Raw genomic sequence first — 20,538 nt, forward strand, 5'->3', positions numbered from 1 at the left:
GCCCGCCGCGCCGGTATTCTTTCCGGTGCGGAAGCGCCGCCCGGCAGCGTTTTTTTCGCTTCCGGAGATATTTTCAACGCGCTGTTCTATATTGGTTTTATTATACCAATTGCCGCCGCTGTTTGCAACTGAGGCTCTGCCCTGTTTTCCCGCCGCCCCGTCCGGGCAGGCAGGAGGGAACTGAAAGACGTCTGCATCCCAATACCCATTTTTAAAAACCGCCCCCGCGCCGTTGGGCGCGGGGGCGGTGGCGGGAATGGGAAAAAATTACTGCTTGCCGGTCTGAGCGGCGGTATTCTTGCGGCAGCGGCGGACGATGCACACCACGCCCACCAGGATCAGGGCGGCCACCACGCAGTCGAAGGCGATGAGCCAGGTCTGCCACAGAGGCAGGACGCTGACGATGCGGGTGTTCTCGTCCACGCCGTTCATGGCGGCGCTGTTGACGCCGGTGTAGAGGATGTTGTGGCAGGCCTCACGGACGGCGGTCATGACATGGGCGTTGTTCTTGTAGGGGCTGATGTTCTCGTTGGCGGCAGAGGTGGAGAGCATCATGTCGTTGCCCGCCAGCACGGCCTGGAGGGCGGACTGGTAGACGGGGGTGCCCACGTAGTCGGTGACGATGTGGCCGGTGAAGCCCCACTCGTCCCGGAGCACGTTGTTGTTCAGGGCGGAGCAGCCGGCGGCCCAGGTGGCGCCGATGCGGTTGTGGGAGGTCATGACCGCCTTGGCGCCGCCGGAGCGGACGGAGTTCTCAAAGGGGGTCAGGTAGATCTCGCGGATGGCCTGCTCGTTGGAGAAGGTGGCCACGCCCTTGCGGTTGGTCTCCTGGTCGTTGAGGGCGAAGTGCTTGATGTAGCAGAAGATGCCCTTGCTCTGGACGCCCTGAACCTCGGCGGCACCCATCTGGCCGGCCAGGAAGCCGTCCTCGGAGAAGTACTCGAAGTTGCGGCCGGTGTAGGGGGTGCGGTGGGTGTTCATGGCGGGGGCGTACCAGCCGGTGACGCCGCCGTGGAGGCCGTCCTCGCCGATGAGGACGCCCAGCTCATTGATGAGGGACACGTTCCAGGTGGCGGCCATGACCACCTCGGCGGGGTAGGCCATGCACTTGGTGCCGCCGCCCACCAGAGTGGCGGAGATGCCGGCAGGGCCGTCCTGGTCGGTGGTGCCCAGGTAGGAGATGGAGTTGACCTGGGTGGTGCGGTAGCCGCCCAGGCTCACCAGGGTGATCATCTCATCCGCGGTCATCTGGTCCAGCAGGTCGTCCCACATGGGGTCGTCGTGGTCCTTGCCGATGAGCATGGCGGCGGTGAGGCCGTTGTCCGCGCCCATGGTGGGCATGGTGTAGCCCTCCTCGCTGGTGTCGGGACCGGCGGCCAGATCGGCCTTCAGCTCCTCGGTGGCGGTGAGCTCCAGGGTCTGGGGGAAGGTGCCCTCCCAGTCGCTGCGGGTCAGGTAGGTGATGTCGGGGTAGTAGTGCTGGATGTCGGCGCTGTCAAACTGGTTGGTGATGGCCACGCCGGTGTCGCTGACGGAGTAGGTGGTGGTGTCCAGGGTGCTCTGGGTCCACTTGGCGGCCTTGTCGGCGTCGCCGTTGGCGGTCATGCCGTCGGCAGTGGTGTAGCCCTTGGCGGCCAGGATGTTGTTCAGGGCCTCGTGGGCGTTGTCGCCCTCGGCGAAGTAGTAGTCGCCGGCGTCCAGGATATAGGTCTTGGCGCCGTCGGCGTCGTAGGTGCGCAGCTCCTCCTTGTTCACCTCAACGGTGACGGTCTCGGTCTCGCCGGGGGCCAGCTCGCCGGTCTTGGCAAAGCCGCACAGCTCCACGGAGGCCTTCTCAATGCCGTTGGCCTTGTCGTAGTCGGTGTAGGGGGACTGGAAGTAGATCTGGACCACGTCCTTGCCGGCCACAGAGCCGGTGTTGGTCACGTCCACGGTGACGGTAAGGGTGTCGCCGTTGGGGGTGAAGGTGAAGTTGCTGTGCTCAAAGGTGGTGTAGCTCATGCCGTAGCCGAAGGGGAACTGGACGGTGGAGGCGTAGTCGTAGTCGCCGGCGTTGCCGGTGCCCATGACGGCGTCCTCATACCGGGTCTCGTAGTACCGGTAGCCCACGTAGATGCCCTCCTGGTACACCACGTAGTTCTTGCCGGTGTACTGGGTCATGACGCCGAAGTAGCTCTCGGACAGGTTGTCCAGCTCGGAGCCGTTGGTGTACTCCAGGCCGCCGAAGTTCTGCATGGCGGGGGAGCTGAGGGAGTCGTAGGCGTAGGTGTCCACCAGGTGGCCGGAGGGGTTGATGTCGCCCTTGACGGCGGCGGCCACGGCGCTCAGGCCGTTCTGGCCGGCAGCGCCCATCCAGATGCAGGCGTCAATGCCGTACTCGGCCTGGTCCAGGAAGCCCAGCTCCATGGCGTTGCAGGAGTTGATGAGCACCACGATCTTGCCGAATCCGGCGCCGGCCACCATCTCCAGCATTTCCTTCTCCTGGGTGGTCAGCTCCAGATAGGTGCCGCCGCCCTCGCTCTCGTCCAGCTGGCGGGACAGATCGTCGCCCTCACCGCCGGAGCGGGCGATGACCACGATGGCCGCGTCGCTGTACTGGGCGAAGGAGTCCTTCACCTCCTGGGTATACTCGCTGACGGGGCACTCGTTGATGGCGAAGTTGTTCTGGCTGGCAAAAATGCTGGGGTTGGAGCGGGAGTAGGTCTCGTGGTTGCCCTTGTAGAAGTCCCACAGGGTGCCGTTGACCTCATAGCCCACGTCCTCAAAGACGGTCTTCAGATCCTTGGCGGTGGAGGTGTCCACGCTGCCGGAGCCGGTGCCGCCGTAGATCAGGTCCACGGAGGACTCGGAGAAGAGGCTGACCTTCATCCCCTCGCCCAGGGGCAGGGCGTCATCCTCGTTCTTCAGCAGCACCAGGCCCTCGCCCTCCACGGTCTCGCACATCTCCAGGCCGGCCTGGTACAGGTCCTCGTCGGAGGCATAGTCGCTCTCGTAGTAGATGGCGGAGTCGTTGCCGTTTTCCACCTTGCTGGTGGTGTGTCCGAAGTAGGTGGTGATGATGGTGGCGTAGTTGAGGGCCACGACGTTGGCGATGATCAGCGCCACAAGGACAATGGCCAGCACAGCGCCCCACAGTCCGGCAAAGAGCTTGTTGCTCCACTTCTTTCGCTTTTGCATTGTATTCCATTCCTCCTTGAAGGGAAACACAGGGGCGGGGCGCGCTTTCCTCGCTCCTCATGTTTTTTCACTTTGTGCCCGGACACAGCTGATATTGCACAGTATATCAGCTCTTTTCAGAACGTCCAGAGGTCCGGCCCCAACTGTCGCTTTTTCTGCCCCAACTGCAAAAAGCCCCCTCCCGGCAGGGGGAGGGGGCGCAGGTTCAAGGCAGGGGGATGGACACCCGGAGGACGAAGAGGCCGTCCTCGGCGTGGAGGGTCATGCAGCCGCCGTACTTCTCGGCGGTGGAGCGGATGCTGGGGATGCCGAAGCCGTGATACCCGTCCCTGGCCTTGGTGGTGGCGGGCAGGCCGTCCTCAAAGGTCAGGGCGTGGTCAAAGTAGTTCTCGAACTGGAGGAGGAGCAGCCCCCGGCCCGTCCACACCGACACGGCGATGAGCCGCTGCTCCGGGTCGGGCAGGCCGCTGACCGCCTCGATGGCGTTGTCGATGGCGTTGCCCAGCATGGCGTACACGTCCACCGGGTCCATAAAGCCCAGCTTGCTGCCGTCGGCCACACAGGTCATGTTGATCTGGTGGGCCTCACAGTACAGCTTCTTCTCGGTGAGCACGGTGTCCAGCACCTCGCTGCCCGTCTTGACCGTACAGTCGTAGATCTGGATGGAGTCCTCCAGCTCCTTCAAGTAGCCGCTCCGGGCTCCGTCGGCCTCCGGACGGGCCAGGGCGGCGATCTGGTGCTTGAGGTCGTGGCACTTCCGGTTGATGAGGGCGATGTTCTCCTTGGTGATGTGGTACTGGGCCTTCTGCTGGTGCCAGAGCCGTTCCTTCAGGTCCATTTCCCGCTGGAGACGGGACTGCCGCTGGAGCAGCACCTGGAGCCACAGGGCCGCAAAGCAGCAGAGCATGGCGTAGAGGAAGCAGATATACAGGTCCTCGGCCGCCGTGCCCGCCACGATGCGGGAGGTGACATAGTTGCTCAGCAGGATAGTGCAGGTGAGGATGAGCAGCAGGGAGAACAGGGACTGCCTGGCGCCGGCGTTGTACCGCCCTTTCTCGGGCAGCCGCCGGGCGATCAGGAAGAAGAACGCCAGGTACACCGCCAGGAAGGTGGCCAGCTTGGCGGGATAGTACCACCGTGCCAGTCCGCCCACCGTGCGGTTGAGCCAGGTGTGGCAGCAGAAGGCGAAGTGCTGGGTGGCATATCCGCACACAGCACAGTACAGAGCGTCCCAGAAGGACAGGTCGCAGCAGCCCCACACCAGCACGGCAGCGGCGGCGAACTCCAGCAGATAGCGCAGCAGGGAGCGGGGGATCAGCCCGGCAAAAGCCAGCATCAGCAGGATGCCCGCCGCCAGGCGGAGGGAAAAGCCGGGCCGCTTGTTGAGCGGAAGCATGTACAGCACGCAGGCCAGCGACAGCTCCAGAGCGAAGCCCAGGTAATTTACCGCCCAGTCCCACAGCGCGGAGAGCGCGATCATATGCCCCCACCTCCCAGATAGTCGGTCAGGGCCTGGAGAAACTCCTTTTTCCTGGGGCGGCTGATGAGCAGCTGTTCCCCGCCCACGTCCACCGTGTTCTGCCGCACCTCCCGGACGTGGCGCAGGTTGACCAGGTAGCACTTGTTGCAGCGGACAAAGTGCCGTCCCTCCAGCTGGACCTCCATATCCCGCAGGGTGCCGGGCACGGACAGCACGCCGTCCCCGGTGTGGAGGTAGAGCTTGTGGGACACCACCTCCACATACCGGATCTCGTCGGCATTCATCCGCCGCAGGCCCCCCGCCATGTGGATCACCACGTCCGCTCCCTCCCGGCGGCGGATCATGGCCAGGGCCTTCTTCATCTTGAAGGCAAAGGCCGCGTAGCTCACCGGCTTGAGTACGTAGTCCAGGGCGTCCACCTGATACCCCTTGATGGCGTACTGGGCCATATTGGTGATGAAGATGATGACCACCTCCGGGTCGGCGGCGCGGATCTTCTCCGCCGCCGACATGCCGTCCAGGTTGGGCATCTCGATGTCCAGCAGCAGCAGGTCGTACACCGGGCGGTAGCCTTCGGTCAGGGCCAGCCCGTCGGAAAAGGCGGTCACCTCTGCCTCCAGGCCGTTTTCCCTCCGGTACCGCTCCAGATACTCCTCCAGCGTGGCCCGGTAGGCGGGGTCGTCCTCCGCGATGGCGATGCGTACCATGATATCCCTCCCGCTCTGCCCCGCTCGCAGGGAACAGAACCAATTTTTTGGAGATATCTTACCATACCCGGTATCTTTTTTCCACCATTCTCTTCTCGGTCCGCTTTCCCAGCCCGCCGCCTTTGGGCCCCAGAGGCGGCGGGCCCCAGGGGCTTGAAGCTGTTTGGGACCGTGACAGTCTGGACTGGAAGGACCTGCCCGCTTCGGAGATCGTCCAGCGGGTCACCAGCAAGGTACAGCCCGGGTCCATCGTGCTCTTCCACAACGCCGCCCTCCACACCCTCGAGGCCCTGCCCACCATTCTGGAGACCCTGCTCCAGGAGGGCTACACCTTTGTGCCCATCTCCCAGCTCATCCTCCCCGGCACCTGCGGCACGGACTACACCATCGACCACACAGGCAGGCAGTGTCCCGCCTGAGCCCCACCGGAACACGCGGCTCTGCCGGAGGCGGACAGAATTACGACGCGGGGCGGCCCAATGGACCGCCCCGCGTCGTGCTCTCCCAATCAGACAGGACTGGATGTCATATTTATTTGTCCGACAGCGCCGGGCGTCAATTCCGGACAGCCGGGACCGGGTCGCGCTCCTTCTGCCCCAGTTCCTTCCGGAACACGGACTCCAGCACCTTGGAGCAGAGGAACGCCGTACCGGACGCCCCCAGCATCACCCAAAACAGCACCAGCCAGCCCCGCAGAGGGGCGGCGTAGGCGGCCAGCAGCACCTGTGCGGCCACGATGGCCACCATAAGCAGGGATGCGGGCAGGTGGCGCAGGGCCAGGGTCTGGGCCGCCGCAATGGTCCCCCGCACCGAGTTGATAAACCGGGCCTGGAGGGGGAACAGGTAGAGCAGGCCCAACAGCAGGATGAGGAACAGTCCGGCCTCCACGATGGCCAGCCCCTTGAGAACAGGGACCGCCCCGTGGCTCATGGCATAGGCGCCCGCCAGCAGCCAGCCGCCCACCAGGGCGTACAGCACCCACAGCAGGGTGGCGCGCTTGAAGTTGCCGGCAAAGGCCTGGAAAAAGCTCCTGATGTTGTGGCTGTCCTCGTCCCGGGCCATGCGCAGGGTGACGGTGTACAGGGCCGTGGTGGATGCGCCGATGGTGACGATGGGCAGGCTCAGCAGCAGCCAGAGCCAGTTGAGGACCACCAGGTCGAACACCCGGCTCATGGTGCTGAAAAACGGCCCGTCATACCGGAAAAATCCTTTCATATCCGCAGGGTTCCTTTCTCCCGTGTGCCGGGGTCAGCCCTTCACCGCGCCCATGGCCACGCCCTTGGTGATGTGCTTGTTCAGGCAGATGTAGATGATGATGGCGGGCAGGGCGGACAAGGTCATGACCGCGAACTGGATGGCGTAGTCGGAGGAATACTGTCCGGTAAACTCCAGGATGGCAAAGGGCAGGGTCTTCCAGGTGGGGCTGCTGAGGAAGGTCATGGCCATGATGAACTCGTTCCAGTTGTTCAGGTAGGTCATGATGGCCACCGTGGCGATGGACGCCTTCATCATGGGCAGCACGATCACCAGCAGGGTGCGGTAGATGCCGCAGCCGTCCATGATAGCCGCCTCCTCCAGCTCTCTGGGCACCGAGTCCATGTAGCTAGAAGTGAGGAAGAAGCCCTGGGGCAGGGAGAAGGCCACATAGGGGATGAGCAGGGCAAACAGCGTGTCCAGGATGCCCACCCGGTCAAAGATCATGTAGTTGGGCAGCAGCGTGGCGTGGATGGGGATCATCAGGCCCATCATGAGCAGGATGGACGTGGGCCCCCGCAGCTTCCAGTGCATGCGGGTGCAGGCGAAGGAGGCCATGATGGCGATGATGATGACCAGAATGACCGCCAGGGCGTTGACCAGGATGCTGTTGAAGAGATAGTGGAGGAAGTTGCTCTCGGTGAGGGCGGTGACGTAGTTGCCCCACTGGAACTCCTCCGGCCAGACCAGGATGCCGCTGGTAAAGAGCTGGTCGCTCTTGCACAGAGAGAAGTCCACCAGCCAGATCAGGGGGAAGAGCTGGATGACCGCCAGGAGGATCAGCGCTATGGCGCCGATGACGCGACTAATGCTCCAGCGCTGCTTTCGCATGGCGCTTCCCCCCCTTCTTCTCATCCCGCTCGGCAAAGGCCCGGTTGAGCAGCACTGTGGCCGCCAGGCAGATGACAATGAATACAACGCTGATGGCGTTGCCATAGCCGTACTTGTAGGAGTTGAAGGCCTGCTTGTAGAGATAGGTGGCCATGAACTGGGTCTCATTGCCCGGGCCGCCGTTGGTCAGCAGGTAGACCGTCTCCATCTGCTTGAGGGCGCTGATGATGGCCAGCGTCACGTTGTACTTGATGACCGGCTTCATCAGCGGCAGGGTGATGTAGAAGAACGTGTTCTTGCCGCTGGCGCCGTCAATGGCGGCCGCCTCATAGACCACCGGGTCGATGTTCTTGATGCCCGTGTAGTAGATCAGCATGCCCCAGCCGAAGCCGTGCCAGATCAGCACCACCAGCACCGCCCAGATGGCGGAGCCGGAGCCCAGGGCGTTGAACTTGCCCTGGTAGCCGAAAAACTCCAGAATCTTCTGCAGCAGGCCGAAGTTGGGGTTGTAGATGAACTTCCACAGGTAGGCGATGACCGCCACGGAAATCACGTTGGGGATAAAATAGATGCAGCGCAGGATGCCCTCGCTCCGCCGCTGGAGTTTGTCCAGCTTCAGGGCCACGAAAATGGCAATGGGGTGCTGGATGCACACAAATCCCACCGCCAGCAGGAGGGAGTTGAGCAGGGCACGCCAGAACACCGGGTCCTGGAAGAGGTCAACGTAGTTCTTCAGCCCGATAAACACCGCCTCGCCCAATCCGGAGTACTCTGTCAGGCTGTAGTAAATACTCAGCAGGATAGGCGCCAGGATGGCCACGAAGAATGTCAGCAGCCCTGGCAGCACCAAGCTGAATATCACGAGCTTATTGCTGTACAGCTTATGCATCTCTCTCACCTTCTCGTTTTTCTTCGCAGGCGGTAAGCGGCTTCCCACCCGCACCACTATCATACCAAGAAGGCCTTTGGACGAATACAGCCCGGTTTATCCAAAGTGTTGAGAAATTTAACCTCCCCCTGCCGGGGCAAAAAACTACATGGGCTCCGCGTCGGGCGGCTCCCGCAGGGCCTTGATGCGCAGGGTGACCCGGGTGCCCTTCCCCAGTTCGCTCTGGATCTCCAGGCCGTACCCCTCCCCGTAGTACATGCGGATGCGCTTGTCCACATTGGCCACGCCGATGTGGGGCCGCCCCCGGTAGCCGGTGTCCTGGGTGTTCCGGAGGATCCGCTGGAGGGTCTCGGGGGACATGCCCACGCCGTCGTCCTCCACCCGGATGAGCACGTCCCGGGTGCCGTCCATCTCCGCCCAGATCCGCACCGTGCCGCTGTCCAGCTTCTCCTCGATGCCGTGGACGATGGCATTCTCCACAATGGGCTGGATGAGCAGCTTGGGGATGTCGATGTTGTAAAACGAGGGGTCGATGTCAATGACCGCGGTCAGCTTGTCGCTGTACCGGTAGTTCTGGATCTTGAGATAGTACTCCAGGGCGTTGAGCTCGTGCTCCAGGGTGGTGAAATCCCCCCGGGACAGGGAGTGGCGCAGCAGACAGCCCAGGGCGTAGGCCATCTCGCCCACGTCGTCCACCCCCTTGGCCCGGGACATCCAGTTGATGGTGTCCAGGGTGTTGTACAGGAAGTGGGGGTTGATCTGCATCTGTAAGGTCTTGAGTTCCGCGTCCTGCCGGAGGATCTGCTGCTCGTACACCCGGTCGCACAGGTTGTTCATGTCCTCCACCATGCGGTTGAAGGTGTCGCTGAGGATGCCGATCTCATCGGAGGAGTTCACCGTGCTCCTGACGTTAAAATCGCCGTTGCCGAAATCGGTCATGGCGCAGGCCAGCTCGTTGATGGGCCTGGTCAGGTGCTTGGCCATCATGGACACGAGGGCCGCGGCGATCACCGCCATGATGATGGCGGAGAGAAAGATGATGACCCCGATCCTGGCCACGCCGGACATATAGTAGGACGCGGGAATGGTCATGACCAGCCGCCAGCGGTTGGTCATCCAGTCGCTGGCGTACACCGTATCCCCGTTGTCCAGCTCGGTGTAGGTGTCCCCGCCGCCGTCCAGCACCTCCCAGAACGCCTCGTCGATGGTGCTGCCCAGATTCTCCCCGTTGTAGGAGGAGATGATGGTGTTGTCCCCGTCAATGATGTACACCTCTCCCGCGGCGGGGAGGGTCATCTCACTGTAAAAGGAGCGGATGTAGGACTCCGCAATGTTCACCGTCACGATCCCGATGGTGGACAGGTCGGACAGGGAGTTGATGGCCCTGGCACAGGAGAGCATGGTCCCCTCCGGGTTGGAGATGAACCACTTCACCTTTCCGTCCAGCTGGTAGAGCTCCTCCTCATGGGCCTCCAGCATCTCCTGGAAGGGCTGGCGGTTCTTGCTGTAGGAGTAGACCTCCCCGCTGGTGGACTGGATGCACAGGGACTGCACCTCCAGCCGCAGCAGCGCGTAGCTGCTCAGGTAGTCCTGGATGCTCTGGGTGAGCTGATACTGTTCGTAGTAGGTCAGATCGTCCCGCGCGCTGCTGTCCAGCGCCGCCTGGATGGTGGCGTTGCCGATGATGCTCAGGGTCACATCCTCGATCTCCCGGATGGAGCTGTCGATGTTCACGCTGCACGCCTCTGCCGCGCTGCGCATGTAGGTCCGGGTCTTCTCCACCATGGCCTGCCTGGTGTAGCAGTACATCTCAATGGCGATGGCGAACATGAACACCAGCAGCAGAATAATAAAGGACAGCGTGATTTTCAGGCGGAAGCTGTGGTGGAGCCGTCTCTCCGCCTTGCCCGCCCTGTCAGTCAGGCTCTTTTCCAAGGATCGCAGCCACCGGGTTCTGCCCGAGGGCGCGCTTTTGCCGTCTGTACTCATTTGGCGTTACCCCATACAATTTTTTGAATACCTGTCCCCAGTACCGCTCATCGCTCATGCCGATCCGCTCGCAGATCTCCCCGTTCTTCAGGGTGGTGGTCTTGAGCAGCTGGGCCGCCCGGTACATGCGGATCTGGGTGAGGATCTCCGTAAAGGTGTACCCGGAGTGGTTCTTGATGTACCGGCTCAGGTACACCGCGTTGAAGTGAAAGTGCTCCGCCAGGGAGGCCAGGGACAGGGGCTCCTGGTAGTGCTGGGAGATGTACTCCACGATCCGCACGATGTCCTGCTCCCCCGGCTCCTCCTCCGCCTGGTCCACCAGCTGGCTGGCCGCCACCAGCACCGACATGTTCTTCAGGTCCTGGGTCATGGTCTGGCTGGCCCGCTCCCTCTCCCGCTGGCGGAGCACCTGGTCCCGGGCCCGCTCCACGCACTTCAGGATCTCGCTGGGGCTGGACGGCTTGAGCAGGTAGTCGTAGGCCTGCATGGCCAGGGCCCGGCGGGCGTACTCAAACTCCCCGTAGCCGCTGAGGAAGATGACCCGGGCCTGGGGGTTGCGCTGCAGCACCGCCTCGCCCACCTCCATGCCCGACATACCGGGCATCCGGATGTCCATGAGGAAAATATCCACCTTGTTCTCCTCCGTAAGGCGCAGCGTCTCAATGCCGTTGCGGGCCGTACCCAGCAGGGTGATCCCGTGCTCCGCCCAGGGCAAAGAGGCCAGGCCGTTCCGAATGGCCGGCTCATCGTCAGAGATCAGCAGTGTTACCAGTTCTTCCGCCACAGTGTCCGTCCTCCCTTTTCTCTGTCTACGACCCGCTTCTGATCTGTTCCGCCAGGATCTCCGCCTGCTGGTCGGCGGGGTCCCCGTTGAGGATGGCCAGGGCAGCCCGGTTGAAGGCCTCCCCCTTCTCGTGGCCGAATCCCCGGTCCGCCCAGAGGATCTGTCCCGTCACCTGCTGGTACAGGCCCTGCACCTCCGCCATCAGCGGCGAGTCGGTGCGGTACCCCTCCACCCGGGTGGCCGGGACCTGCCCGCTCTCCTCCGCCAGCTCCAGCTGGTACTTCTCGCCGCTGAGCAGCTTTAAAAAGGCCAGCGCCGCCTCCGGGTCCGGGCAGTCGCTGGAGATCCCATAGCACTGGTCAATGGAGCCCACCACGGTCCCCGCGCACTCCTCCTCCTTGGCCGGAAGGAGAAAGGCCCCCAGATCCTCCCGGTCCGCCAGCCAGGACAAGTCCCAGCTACCCAGCACCGTCATGGCCGCCTTTCCGTCGATCAGGGCCTGGGAGATGCTCGTATCTGTTCCGGCGGCATAGCCCAGGTCATACAGCTGCTCCAATGTGTCCATGGCGTCCAGCAGCCGGGCATCGGTCCAGTCGTCGCTCTCCCGCAGCGTCTCATAGACGCCGCAGCCGCCGCTGCCCGCCAGCACCGCCATCAGGAGCTGGCCCGCCTCCCAGCTGCCGCTGTTGTTCACCGCCAGCGGCACCACGCCCGCGCTCTGAAAGGCCGCGCACAGATCCATAAACGCCTGCCAGTCCCGGGGCGGCTCCACGCCCAGCTGCCGGAACAGGTCCCGGTTGTATACCACCACCACCATGACCTCCTGCAGCGGCACCGCGTACACCTTACCGTCAAAGGTCAGGTTGTCGAACGCCCCCGGTTTGAAGCTCTCGTACCACGTCCCCGTCCCGGCGCTCAGTTCCTCGATCTCCAGCACCTTCCCTTTTTCCACAAAGGGCTTGAGATACCCGGCCTCCCAGGTGAAAAACAGGTCGGGCATCTCATTGATGGCCGCTGAGGTGGAAACCATCTGCTTATATGTGCTCATGGTATAGCTGGTCAGCTCGATGGTGACGCCGTAGGGGTTGTCCGCGTTGAAATCGTCCACAGCCTCCTGCAGCGTGTTCCCTGCAGAGCTGAGGGCCACCATATTCAGCACGTGCCCTGCCTCTCCGGCGGTCTCCTCCGGCGGCATAGAGCCGGGAGGTCCGGACGGTACGGTGCAGCCCGCCAAGATCGCCGCAACACAGCCAAACAGAAGCCCAGCCCACAGTCTTCTCATCTCCAGCTCCTCCTTGTACAACTCGACCGTTCATCCGGCCGCGTCCCCTTTTTCTTTGTCCATTATAACAAGGCGCAGACAGGATTTTCAATAGCAGCAGGGGAAACTGTGTCTATGTCATGAGATAGCGGCAGGTATTGTCATAATATATAATATGGGGTTTCCCCTTTTTTCGCAGAGAGAAGACTTCAATCAAAATGTAGAATATTTTTACCTCTTTCCCCGTGGGGGCACAGCGAAGGCCAGCGCCGTTTCCGGCGCTGGCCTTCGCTGCTTTTCTTTCGCCCCAGGCCGCTCAGGGCCCCACAGGCGCGTCCAGGTCCGCATGATAGCGGAAAAAGGCGAATTCTGCGGGATTGCTGTGGAGGATGCCGTCCTCGCAGGCCAGGCCCACAAAGGTGCCGGTGAACTCCCCGTATTTACAGTACTCGTCGGAGAAGGTGGAGGTGTCGATCTCAGGGCCGATGGCCTGGTAGTGCACGCCGTCCCCGGACCAGGAGAAGCTGGTCTTCCGCCCGGCGATCTCCACCCTCAGCCAGACCGTGCCCGCCGGCGCGGCCACGCCCTCCTCCGGGCAGTCGGTGCGCACGCCGTTCTCCAGCCGCCGCACCATCAGCACCGGGCCGCCCAGGGCCTCGCTCCAGGTCTTCTCCAGGTAGGCGTAGTTCATGTTGTCGTAGTAGACCGCCAGCCCGGCGCTGTGCTGGTAGCGGGTGGGGGTAAAGGTCAGCTTGGTGACCGCCGACGCCTGCACGGAGGTGAGCTTGCGGGCCAGCAGGCTCACCTCGTGGAGGGAGCACAGGGACTCCCCGCCCCGCAGGCACAGCCCCCCCGCCCGCTCAAGGGAGGCAAACCGCTCCGGAGACCGGCGGGGCGCGTACCAATATTTGGCCAGTTCGGGACCTGTGAAGTCGTCCTGCTCGGGGACCTCCTCCACGGGCGCGTCGGGCAGGGCGCTGGGCACAAAGTCCTCCTTGGCCAGGTTCCCGCCCCCGCACAGGCGGAGCCAGCCGTCCTCCGTCCACTCGAATTTCTGCAGGGCGGTCTCCCGCCCCAGGGTGCACCTGAGCTCGGGCACAAAGGGCCGGGCGCACAGATGGGCCAGATACACCTCCCCCAGGGAGGTCTCCACATAGCTGCCGTGGCCCGCCTTCTGCAGCAGGGTGTTGGGGTTGAAGTACCGGGGCTTGAGGTGGTCCCAGTCCTGCCGCTCCTTGATGTCCCCGGGCACGGAGGTGAGGATGGGGTTCTCCGGGTCGGGCTCATAGGGGCCCCACACGTTTTTCGACCGGGCCATGGTGACGCAGTGGGCGTATCCCGTGCCGCCCTCGGCGCACATCAGGTAGTACCAGTCCCCGCGGCGGTACAGGTGGGGGCCCTCGATGCAGCCCCGGTCCGTTCCGCCGGTGTAGATCCGTTTGGGCAGGCCCACCACCGCCTTTTTCACCGGGTCGTACTCCACCAGGCAGATGGCCCCCGGCTTCTCGTACTGGGGCCGGGTCTCCCACTCCAGGGCCACCACGTACTTTTTCCCGTCGCTGTCGTGGAGCATGGAGCCGTCAAATCCCGCCGAGTGGAGGTAGACCGGCTGGCTCCACGGGCCGGTGATCTCCCTGGCGGTGATGACATAGTTGTTCACGTCAAAATACCGGGCCTCCATGGAGTTCATCACGCTGTACACCAGGTAAAAGAGGCCGTCGGCCTCGCACCAGGTCAGGCAGGGGGCCCACACCCCCTTGGCGGAGGGCAGACGGCGCAGATCCACGGCCCGGTCGTCCGTCAGGGCGTGGGTGAGCAGCTTCCAGTGCTTCATGTCCCGGGAGTGGTAGATGGGCACGCCGGGGAACCACTCAAAGGAGGACACCGCCAGATAGTAGTCGTCCCCTCTGCGGCACAGACAGGGATCTGCATGAAAACCGGGTAAAACAGGATTTTTCACCGTTTCCGCCTCTCTTTCTTCTCTTGTGGCGGCCTGTGGCCGCTGTGTCTCCAAGCATGTCACGCCGGGCGGGAAAAGGCAACCGGACGGCATGACTATTTTGTGGGGAAATTCTACTTTTTCCCGCCGCTGCGCCCCTCCGGCACAGGTGTTCCGCCCCTTTTTCCCCGGGTCTGGAGCGGAACGCCCCGGCCCTCCCCCCGGCATGGCGCCAGGGGCACCAGGTAAATAAATTCAACATTTGTGACAACAGGCTAGGTGGCAGCACCGGGTGGGTTTCGTTAAAATTGACTTATCCATCAAGGGCGCCCGGCGCAGACAGCCGGGTCCGGCACCAAAAATAAAAACAGTAGGAGGAACAACAGAATGAAAACCACATGGAAAAAACGCTTCGCTTCTGCTCTATGCGCCGCTCTGCTCCTGGGCACCATGGCCGGCTGCGGTACGCCGGACGACACCTCCAGCACGGCTCCCTCCGCCAGCAACGCTCCCTCCCCCTCCGCATCCCAGTCCGCGCCCACCGGCGGCAGCGAGGACCCCGTCACCATCAAGGTGTTCTCCAACCTGACCGACCGCACCACCGGCCAGGGCCTCATCGAGCAGACCCTGTTCGACAACTATATGAGCGAGCACCCCAACGTCACCATTGAAGTGGAGGCTCTGGACGACGAGAGCTACAAGACCAAGTTCAAGGCCTACGCCGCCGGCAGCAGCATGCCCGACCTGGTCAACATCTGGTGCTCCCCCTCCTTCCTGGACGAGGTGGTGGAGGCCGGCGTGCTGGCCGAGCTCAACGCCGACGACTACACCGACTACGGCTTCAGCGAGGGCTCCCTGGACGGCGTGACCTACGACGGCAAGCTCTACGGCCTGCCCAGAAACACCGACGTGCTGGGCTTCTACTACAACAAGGACCTGTTTGCCCAGTACAACCTGGAGATTCCCACCACCTGGGATGAGCTGCTGACCGCCGCCCAGACCTTCCAGGACGCGGGCATCATCCCCGTGGCCATGGACGGCCAGGACAAGTGGCCTCTGGCCCACTTCATCAACTGCATGGTGGGCACCATCTCCGGCAATGACACCTACAACATCATGCTCAACTCCGTCAAGACCGGCGACTACTCCGACCCCGTGTGGAACACCGTCATGACCGACGCTGTGGAGCAGGCCCCCGTGCTCTTCCAGACCGGCTTTGAGACCACCGACTACGCCACCGCCATGAACCTGTTCACCAACAGCCAGGCCGCCATGTTCTTCATGGGCAGCTGGGAGATGTCCATGAGCCCCGACTTTGAGGTGGGCTACTTCACCATGCCCGACGTGGACGGCGACGGCCAGGGCGTCATCGGCGCCTACAACGGCGGCGGCTACGCCGTGTCCGCCTCCTCTCAGGTCAAGGACGCCGCCGTGGACCTGCTCAACTACATGTTCCTGCCCGAGAACTGGTCCAAGCTCTCCTGGGAGAACGGCGTGTGCATGTCCGCCCAGGACTTCAGCGCCTACCTCACCGGCAATGAGACCGCCCTCCAGACCGACATCATCAACGCCCTGAACAACGCCACCGGCATCACCGGCATGACCTACAACGACCTGGGCAACAGCGAGTACAAGACCGTCTGCGAGGACTCCACCGTTGAGGTGCTCAGCGGCATGATCTCCATCGACGACTACTTCGCCAACCTGGGCAGCGTGATCCCCTAACCGGATGTTCTGTCTCCGTCCCGGCATCGCCGGGACGGAGGCGTTCTTACCACTCCGGAGGAGGTGAAGCCCACAGCGGCGGAATCCCGCCGAGCCAATGACCCGTATGCGAATTTTATATTGGAAGGGAGAACAAAATGAAAGCAAGAACGTGGAAAAAGTTGCTATCCGCATCCCTGGCGGGCGTCATGGCCCTGTCTATGCTGCCCATGGCCGCAATGGCCGCCGAAGCGTCCGAAAACGCCATCGTCTACACAGACGACACTGTGACCTACCAGGGCGTCACCTTCCAGCGGGAGACCGAGGGCACCTATCAGGGCCTGCCCCTGTTTGACGCCGAGCCCGACCACCTGGACGAGTACCTGGATGTCTACATGGACTACATCGGCCTGGACGGCATGGTCCGTATCGCCCTGGAGAAGCGGGGCGACTACACCCTGGTGAACACCTACACCTTCACCGAGGGCTACGGAGACGCCAACCTGGCCGGCAAGACCATCACCTGGGAGAACGACAACGCCGGCAAGGTGATCCCCGGCTCCCCCAAGTTCTCCTCCCCCGAGGGCGTCCAGGGCATCTCCACCAACTTCCCCGCCCAGATCGGCGTGGGCCAGACCTGGAACAAGGACCTGGTGGCCGAGGAAGGCCAGGTGGTGGGCACGGAGAAGCTGTATAAGGACTCCAGCGCCCTGACCGGCAAGGACGGCAGCTACCTGTCCAACGCCAACCAGATGGTCTCCACCGCCCTGACCGATATCCGGTCCAACCCCCTCTCCGGCCGTATTGACGAAGGCTACTCCGAGGACCCCTATCTGGCCAGCATCATGTCCGACACCATGGCCGCCGGCGTCACCGGCCACGACCAGGAGACCAGTGACGACGGCTTCTGGCAGATGGCCTTTGTGGACACCAAGCACTTCTCCAACTACCTGGCCCAGTGGCAGCGCAACAGCGGCAGCTTCTACAACAGCGCCCGGGGCCTGCTGGAGTATGTGACCCGCAGCACCTACAAGGGCTTTGAGAACAACAACTTCGGCTGCTTCATGACCAGCTACGGCACCACCAACTACGTGCCCAACGGCATGTCCCCCCTGATCGCCTACGTCAAGAGCCTGTCCGACTACCCCATCAGCACCATCAACGACAACGGCGCTGAGACCGCCCCCCAGAGCCGTCTGGGCAACGACTACATGGACAGCTACTGGACCCTGCGGGTGGAGCAGATCCTGGCCCAGGCCCTGGCCAACGCCTCCGCCGGCTACCAGCAGAACACCGCCGACACCCAGTGCGACGACATCTACGCCACCGTGTACGCCATCCAGACCGGTAAGCTGGGCGTCACCGCCGACGACTTCGTGGAGCAGGCCAAGGGCGCGGTCATCAACCAGATCCGCGGCGGCATCCTCAACGAGCGGGATGAAAACGGCGCGGTCAAGGACTTCCCCTTCTCCTACATCGTCACCGATGACGGCACCGTCTACGACTACACCAATGAGGACCATCAGGCCGTGTCCCTGGCCATGGCCCAGGAGAGCGCCGTCCTGCTGAAGAACAACGGCGTCCTCCCCCTGGACAAGGACGCCGACGTGGTGGTCACCGGCCAGATGGCCGACGCCCTCTTCACCACCACCTACGCCGGCACCACCTACGCCGGCGAGAACATGGGCCTCACCACTCTGGGCGGCATCATGGAGATCACCGGCAAGGACGAGGAAGCCCTCCACTACACTGCCGGCACCGAGCAGATCAAGCTCAAGGCAGGCGACGAGTACATCAAGATCGACGCCTCCGGCAAGCTGGGCACCCAGGTGGACGGCGACGTGGCCGTGTTCAACGTCTACGCCTGGGGCCAGGACGACAGCATCAGCCTCCAGGAGACCACCACCGGCAAGTGGCTGACCTACTCCGCCGGCGGCCGCGGCCAGACCGCGGGCATCTCCCTGGCGGATGACGCCTTCCACCTGGGCGCCGGCAAGACCTCCGGCAGCAAGGTCACCTCCTCCACCATGCCCGGCAACATGCGCCGCGAGTACGTGGACGAGGCGTCCAACTCCTTCCGCCTGCTGGCCAACACCTTCACCGGCGGCTTCTTCAACGAGTTTGAGGAGTCCTATTACACCGAGGCCGTCTACCTGTGCGTGGACGAGAGCGGCAACATCTCCTACAAGGAGCCCGCCGGCAGCGCGGACAACGTGGACAGCGTCCGCACCGAGGACACCGTCTTCACTGCTGAGGTGGTCAGCGACGTGGCCGCCGACGTGTACACCGACGGCGACGCGGCCATCGTGGTCATCGGCGTGTCTCCCCGCCTCTCCGCCGGTGAGGGCACCGACCGCGTGGACCTGGACCTGGGTGCCGAGCAGTACGCGCTGTGCAGCGCGGTGGCTGAGCAGTACCCCGGCAAGACCGTGGTCGTGGTCAAGGTCTCCAGCCCCGTGAACCTCCAGCCCCTGGAGGACGACGCCAACATCGGCGCTATCCTCTATCAGCCCTATGCCGGCCAGTACGAGGGCCTGGCTCTGGCCCAGCTGCTCTACGGCGACGCCGAGCCCAGCGGCCGCCTGGTCAACACCTGGTACAACTCCACCGAAGTGCTGCCCGACATCGACCAGTCCATCATCTACAACGGCTGGGAGAAGGAGGGCATCACCCTGGACGACCTGGACCCCGCCCGCGACGTGCTCATGACCAACGGCGACCCCTATGACACCGGCCTGACCTACATGTACCTGGACGAGGCCGACAAGGACGACTATGTGACCTACGAGTTCGGCTACGGCCTGTCCTACGGCGACGTGGAGTACCGCAGCATCTCCGCCCCCAGCACCGTCAACGCCGACGGCACCTTCACCGTCACCGTGGAAGTGGCCAACCTGGGCCAGGAGCCCACCACCGAGGTGGTGGAGCTGTACATCGCCGCCAAGAACTCCCCCTACGGCGATGCCGCCCCCGAGAAGCAGCTGGTCGCCTTTGAGAAGGTGGAGGTCCCCGCCGTCTCCAGCGCCTTCGTGGACCTGACCGTGGACCCCAAGGACTTTGCCGTCTACACCGCCGACAACCAGGACCTGACCGTCCTCTCCGGCAGCTACACCCTGATGGCCGGCCGTTCCTCCGAGAATATCCAGCAGACCAAGGATATCACCGTCAACGGCGAGGAGCTGGGCGTTCTGGACGCCTCCGGCCGCACCGACGTGTTTGCCAGCGCCTTTGCCGCCGACAACGTCTACTACCGTGAGTACAGCCGCCAGAGCACCATCGACAGCCTGAAGGCCGACAGCGTCACCGACGGCTACTACACCGTGGTGTCCAAGAACGCCGGCTCCTGGGTCGCCGTTGCCAACGTCAACCTGGCCAACCTGGAAGAGCTGACCCTGGAAGTGGCCTCCAAGGACGAGGCCGGCTCCATCGAGATCCACCTAGGCAGCCCCGACGGCCAGCTGCTGGCCACCGCCCAGGTGCCCGTCACTGAGTCCACCACCTATGTGCTGAAGGACTCCGACGCTGGAGACTTCACCGGTACCACCATCACCGAGCAGGCCTTTGAGACCGTGACCGCCGACCTGGAAGATGTCAGCGGCCTGGGCAATGAGACCCTCTACTTCGTGTTCCAGAATCCCGAGCTGCGCCTGTCCTCCTTCAGCGCCAAGACCGCCACTGTCGGCGTCACCGGCGTGAAGCTGGACCGGGAGACCGCCTCCCTCACCGTGGGCGGCACCCTGACCCTGACCGCCACTGTGGAGCCCGACAACGCCACCAACCAGAACGTGACCTGGAGCAGCGACAACCAGTCCGTGGCCACTGTTGACGGCGGCAAGGTCACCGCTGTGGGCGCCGGCACCGCCAATATCACCGTCACCACCGAGGACGGCGGCAAGACGGCCACCTGTGTGGTCACCGTGAGCGCCAGCTCCGGCGGTTCCACTGGCGGCGGCTCTACCGGCGGCGGTTCCACCGGCGGCAGCACCCAGGACCCCGGCGAGACCGACACCCCCGACACCCCCGCCTTTACCGACGTGCCCGACGGCACCTGGTACACCGAGGCCGTGAAGTGGGCCGTTGAGAAGGGCATCACCCTGGGCACCTCCGACACCACCTTCAGCCCCGACCTGGCCTGCACCCGCTCTGAGATCGTCACCTTCCTGTGGCGTGCGGCCGGCTCCCCTGCCTCCGCCGGGGCCACGGACTTCACCGATGTGCCCGCCGGCAGCTTCTACGCCGACGCGGTCCAGTGGGCCGTTGAGAAGGGCATCACCCTGGGCACCTCCGACACCACCTTCGGCCCCGACATCATCTGCACCCGTTCCCAGATGGTCACCTTCCTCTGGCGGATGGCCGGTTCTCCCGCCCCCGTCAATGAGACGCTGCCCTTCACCGACGTGGCCGACGGCGCTTTCTACGCCGACGCGGTCCGCTGGGCTGTGGAGCAGGGCATCACCCTGGGCACCTCCGACACCACCTTCAGCCCCGACGTGACCTGCACCCGCGCCCAGATCGTCACTGTT

Annotated in this window: 13 protein-coding genes; 3 read left to right on the forward strand and 10 right to left on the reverse strand. The window is 63.6% G+C overall.

The features are described 5' to 3' along the window. Window positions 1-267 precede the first annotated feature (267 nt). The 3 genes from Q0K23_RS03870 to Q0K23_RS03880 form a co-directional block, all read right to left on the reverse strand. Complete coding sequence (locus Q0K23_RS03870) at window positions 268-3,177, reverse strand: glycoside hydrolase family 3 N-terminal domain-containing protein (protein ID WP_294518072.1); 2,910 nt, start codon at window positions 3,175-3,177, stop codon at window positions 268-270. A 205-nt stretch (window positions 3,178-3,382) separates the two neighbouring features. Beyond that, window positions 3,383-4,657: an ATP-binding protein gene (locus Q0K23_RS03875; RefSeq protein WP_294518073.1), complete on the reverse strand. Its 1,275-nt coding sequence runs from the start codon at window positions 4,655-4,657 to the stop codon at window positions 3,383-3,385. Beyond that, window positions 4,654-5,364 carry a LytTR family DNA-binding domain-containing protein gene (locus tag Q0K23_RS03880; RefSeq protein WP_294518075.1) on the reverse strand — a complete coding sequence of 237 codons (711 nt, stop codon included), beginning with the start codon at window positions 5,362-5,364 and terminating at the stop codon, window positions 4,654-4,656. Before Q0K23_RS03880 ends, Q0K23_RS03875 begins: the two co-directional genes overlap by 4 nt. Before the next feature lie 47 nt (window positions 5,365-5,411). Here Q0K23_RS03880 and Q0K23_RS03885 point away from each other — a divergent pair, with 47 nt between their 5' ends. Next, window positions 5,412-5,783 (forward strand): hypothetical protein, encoded by a 372-nt coding sequence (locus Q0K23_RS03885; RefSeq protein WP_294518077.1) that lies wholly within the window; start codon window positions 5,412-5,414, stop codon window positions 5,781-5,783. 136 nt (window positions 5,784-5,919) lie between these two features. Here Q0K23_RS03885 and Q0K23_RS03890 read toward each other — a convergent pair whose 3' ends face one another. The 7 genes from Q0K23_RS03890 to Q0K23_RS03920 all read right to left on the reverse strand — a co-directional run bounded on the left by Q0K23_RS03890 (window position 5,920) and on the right by Q0K23_RS03920 (window position 14,332). Beyond that, window positions 5,920-6,579, reverse strand: a complete 660-nt coding sequence (locus Q0K23_RS03890) for a YesL family protein (RefSeq protein ID WP_294518079.1) — start codon at window positions 6,577-6,579, stop codon at window positions 5,920-5,922. Window positions 6,580-6,612: 33 nt separating this feature from the next. Continuing rightward, a complete protein-coding gene (locus tag Q0K23_RS03895; RefSeq protein WP_294518082.1) occupies window positions 6,613-7,449 on the reverse strand; it encodes a carbohydrate ABC transporter permease in 837 nt (278 codons plus the stop codon). Further along, window positions 7,424-8,338, reverse strand: a complete 915-nt coding sequence (locus Q0K23_RS03900; protein ID WP_294518084.1) for a carbohydrate ABC transporter permease — start codon at window positions 8,336-8,338, stop codon at window positions 7,424-7,426. The genes Q0K23_RS03895 and Q0K23_RS03900 overlap by 26 nt, the downstream gene beginning before the upstream one ends. A 144-nt stretch (window positions 8,339-8,482) precedes the next feature. After that, window positions 8,483-10,273 (reverse strand): sensor histidine kinase, encoded by a 1,791-nt coding sequence (locus Q0K23_RS03905; protein ID WP_294518087.1) that lies wholly within the window; start codon window positions 10,271-10,273, stop codon window positions 8,483-8,485. Further along, a complete protein-coding gene (locus Q0K23_RS03910) occupies window positions 10,254-11,111 on the reverse strand; it encodes a response regulator (protein ID WP_294518089.1) in 858 nt (285 codons plus the stop codon). Before Q0K23_RS03910 ends, Q0K23_RS03905 begins: the two co-directional genes overlap by 20 nt. Before the next feature lie 25 nt (window positions 11,112-11,136). Next, a complete protein-coding gene (locus tag Q0K23_RS03915) occupies window positions 11,137-12,261 on the reverse strand; it encodes an ABC transporter substrate-binding protein (protein WP_294518096.1) in 1,125 nt (374 codons plus the stop codon). A gap of 427 nt (window positions 12,262-12,688) precedes the next feature. Then, a complete protein-coding gene (locus tag Q0K23_RS03920; protein WP_294518091.1) occupies window positions 12,689-14,332 on the reverse strand; it encodes a glycoside hydrolase family 43 protein in 1,644 nt (547 codons plus the stop codon). A 366-nt stretch (window positions 14,333-14,698) separates the two neighbouring features. On the opposite strand from Q0K23_RS03920, the gene Q0K23_RS03925 reads away from it, so the two are divergent. Continuing rightward, on the forward strand, window positions 14,699-16,036 hold the full coding sequence (locus Q0K23_RS03925) for an ABC transporter substrate-binding protein (protein WP_294518092.1): 1,338 nt from the start codon (window positions 14,699-14,701) through the stop codon (window positions 16,034-16,036). 137 nt (window positions 16,037-16,173) lie between these two features. Then, a partial coding sequence (locus tag Q0K23_RS03930) for a glycoside hydrolase family 3 C-terminal domain-containing protein (protein ID WP_294518094.1) occupies window positions 16,174-20,538 on the forward strand: 4,365 nt, incomplete at its 3' end.

Source organism: uncultured Pseudoflavonifractor sp. (assembly GCF_944387275.1).
GTDB classification, from domain to species: domain Bacteria; phylum Bacillota; class Clostridia; order Oscillospirales; family Oscillospiraceae; genus Pseudoflavonifractor; species Pseudoflavonifractor intestinihominis.